This window comes from Ideonella sp. P3_A4 (assembly GCF_056403075.1).
Window position 1 is genome coordinate 1 of sequence record NZ_JBFUGE010000716.1, and the last position, 2,803, is coordinate 2,803.

4 protein-coding genes are annotated in these 2,803 nt (G+C 65.1%); 3 read left to right on the top strand and 1 reads right to left on the bottom strand.

The genetic code is table 11. From position 1 onward, the window contains the following. Positions 1 to 387, top strand: a 387-nt coding sequence (locus AC1DYI_RS31650; protein WP_477208079.1) for a M20/M25/M40 family metallo-hydrolase, incomplete at its 5' end; no start/stop codon positions are given. A 20-nt stretch (positions 388 to 407) separates the two neighbouring features. Here AC1DYI_RS31650 and AC1DYI_RS31655 read toward each other — a convergent pair. Further along, entirely contained in the window at positions 408 to 1,376 is a 969-nt protein-coding gene (locus AC1DYI_RS31655; RefSeq protein ID WP_477208080.1) for a LysR family transcriptional regulator, read from the bottom strand. Positions 1,377 to 1,498: 122 nt separating this feature from the next. On the opposite strand from AC1DYI_RS31655, the gene AC1DYI_RS31660 reads away from it, so the two are divergent. Both AC1DYI_RS31660 and AC1DYI_RS31665 read left to right on the top strand, forming a co-directional pair. Further along, entirely contained in the window at positions 1,499 to 2,452 is a 954-nt protein-coding gene (locus AC1DYI_RS31660; RefSeq protein ID WP_477208081.1) for a Bug family tripartite tricarboxylate transporter substrate binding protein, read from the top strand. A gap of 35 nt (positions 2,453 to 2,487) precedes the next feature. Further along, the coding region (locus AC1DYI_RS31665) for an N-formylglutamate amidohydrolase (protein ID WP_477208082.1) at positions 2,488 to 2,803 on the top strand (316 nt) is incomplete at its 3' end.

A 2,803-nucleotide genomic window follows, 5' to 3' on the forward strand; every position in this document is an offset into this window, starting at 1 on the left:
ATCAACTGCCGCGCGCTTCCGGACGAAGACCTGAATCTGGTGGAGCAAGAGATGACGCGCCTGGCCGGGCCGAAGGTCAAGGTGACGAAGGTTCGTCAAGACGACCCCGCGCCGAGCTCGCCGCTCAATCCGCGGTTGCTGAAGATGGTCGACGAGATCACCGAGCAGATGTGGCCCGGCGTGCCGGTCATCCCGACGATGGGCGTCAGCACCACCGACAGCCGGCGCTTTCGTGCAGCCGGCATCCCGATGTATGGCGTCTCCGGCCTGTTCGTGGAACCCGAGTCGACGGGCATCCATGGCCTCGACGAAAACATCGGCGTGGCCGAGCTCGTGAAGGGCAGGGAGTTCATGTACAGGTTGATCAAGCGCCTGGCTTCTGAATGACCGGCGCCCGCGGTGCTGATTCAGCGCGGGGTACGGGCAGGCTGAGCGCGCGTCCCTTTGATCGCACCAGCGGTCGACTGCGCGTCGGCCGGGGGCTCATGCGCGAGCAGCCGCCGCGCGACTTCGCCAGCTTGGTGGGCGAAGTCCTGCACCAGCCCTGATCGTTGCAGCGAGATCGGGCAACCGATCAGGTACTCGTGCTCGATGGCTGCCTGCAGCGGCCTGAGCTCCAAGCCCTTGTCGGTGAATTGCGCCGCCAGCAATGCGGGCAGAACCGACACGCCCATCCCCTGGGCCACGAAGGAGCAAACCGCCGCCAACGAGTGCGTGTCGATGCGCACGACGGGTGTGCGTGAAACGGTGCGCAGCAGGGTCTGCAGATCGCTGCGCCAGGCCGTATCGCGGCCCAGCAACACCAGGGGCTCACGGCTGAGTGCGTCGATGGACACGGTCTCCTGTCGCGCCAGCGCGTGGCCTTTGGGCAGGACACACACGGTGCCGCATGTGGCCAGCGGCAGCGTCGCGATGCCGGGCGCCGACCACGGCGCCTTGACGATGCCGATGTCGACCTGGCGCCGGGCCAGCATCGTGGCGATCGACTCGTAGCTGCCCAGCTCGACCGAGTAGCGCAGCTGTGGCCGCTGCTGCTGCAGGTCGGCCAGGACCCGCGGCAACAGCCATTCGCAAAAGGCGAAAGGCACCGCCAGGCGCAAGACGCCCCGATCGTCTTCACGCATGCGCCGGGCCAGGTTGAGCACCCGCTCGATGCTCTCGAAAGCCAGCGTGGCTTCGTCGTACAGCGCCATGGCTTCTGCGGTGGGGCTCAACTTGCCGCCACCACGCAGAAACAGCTCCAGCCCCAACTCTGCTTCGATCTGGCTCACCTGTCGGCTCACCGCAGGCTGAGACATCTTCAGCAATCGTGCGGCCGCGGTGGCCGAGCCGCAATCCATCACCGCGCGAAACACTTCAAGCTGACGGAAGTCCATGGGTCTATGTTCTGGGACTATGAGGGCATGCGCGCAGCAGAAGTCATTGCCGATGCGATGACGTGGTCAAAGAATAGCGGAACGCTTCTGCACTTTGCCAACCGTTTTCCCTGGAGTTCGACATGCGTCTTCGTCAGTTGTTTGCCGCGGTGCCACTCGTCTTGCTGGCTTGCGGCGCGCATGCCGTGTTCCCGGACAAGCCTGTGAAGTTGATCGTGCCGTTCTCGGCCGGCGCCGCGGCCGATGCGGTGGCCCGGCCCTTGGCGGCGCAGCTGTCGAAGACCTGGGGACAGCAGGTGCTGGTGGACAACCGGCCGGGTGTCGCGTCCGGCCCGCAAGCCGTTCTCGGCGCACCGGCGGACGGCTACACATTGCTGTTCGGCGCGGGCTCGACCATGGTCACAGCGCCCATCGTCATCACCAAGTTGCCTTACCGGCCGCAGCAAGACTTCGTTCCCATCTCGCGCCTGGTGACGCTGCCTCCGGTACTGGTGGCCAATGCTTCGCTGGGCATCAAGTCGCTGAAAGACCTGGTCGACGCGATCAAGGCCAAACCGGATGCGCTGAACTACATGTCCAGCGGCAATGGCGCCCCCAACCACCTCGGCATGGAGTACCTGTTGTCGTTGACGGGTGGCGACATGGTCCATGTGCCCTACAAAGGGGCGGCGCCCGCCTTGGTGGACCTGGTGTCCAACCACGTTCAGGTCGGGTTTGCGACGCTGCCATCGGTATTGCCGCATCTGAAAACCGGCAAGCTGGTCGCGTTGGCCGTGGGAAGCCCCAAGCGCACCCCGCTGTTGCCAGACGTGCCGGCGGTGGCGGAAACGCTGCCCGGCTTCGACTACAGCGCGTTCTACGGCTTGTTCGCCCTGAAAGGAACGCCGCCTGCGTTGATCGAGAAGATCCGTGTCGATGTGACGCAAGCCTTGGCGCACCCGGACATCCAGCGTGTGATTCGGGCCGAAGGGGCCGAGCCGGCGCCGACCACGAGCGCCGAACTGGCCAAACACATCGAAGAGGAAACAGCGCTGTGGCAGCGCATCATCAAGCAGCGCAACCTCAAGTTCGACTGAGCCACCACTCCATCGCCTCTTCTGCCGAGAACATGATGTCGCCCTCTTTCGAGGTCCATGCCGAAACCGCCTCAGCGGGCTCGCTGCTGGTGTTCGACTCGCCCCACAGCTGGCCGCATTGGCCGGTCGATGCGCCATCCACTGTCTGTTCGGCAGAGGCCTTGCGCACCAGCTGCGACGCCTGGGTCGACGAGATCTGGCGCGAAGCGATCGGCGCCAGTGCGCCGCTGCTGTGTGCCCAGTTCCACCGTGCCTACATCGATGTCAACCGAGCCCGGGACGACATCGATCCATCGATGCTGGCCGAGCCCTGGCCGAGTGCCTTGAACCCGAGCGAAAAGTCGCACCGGG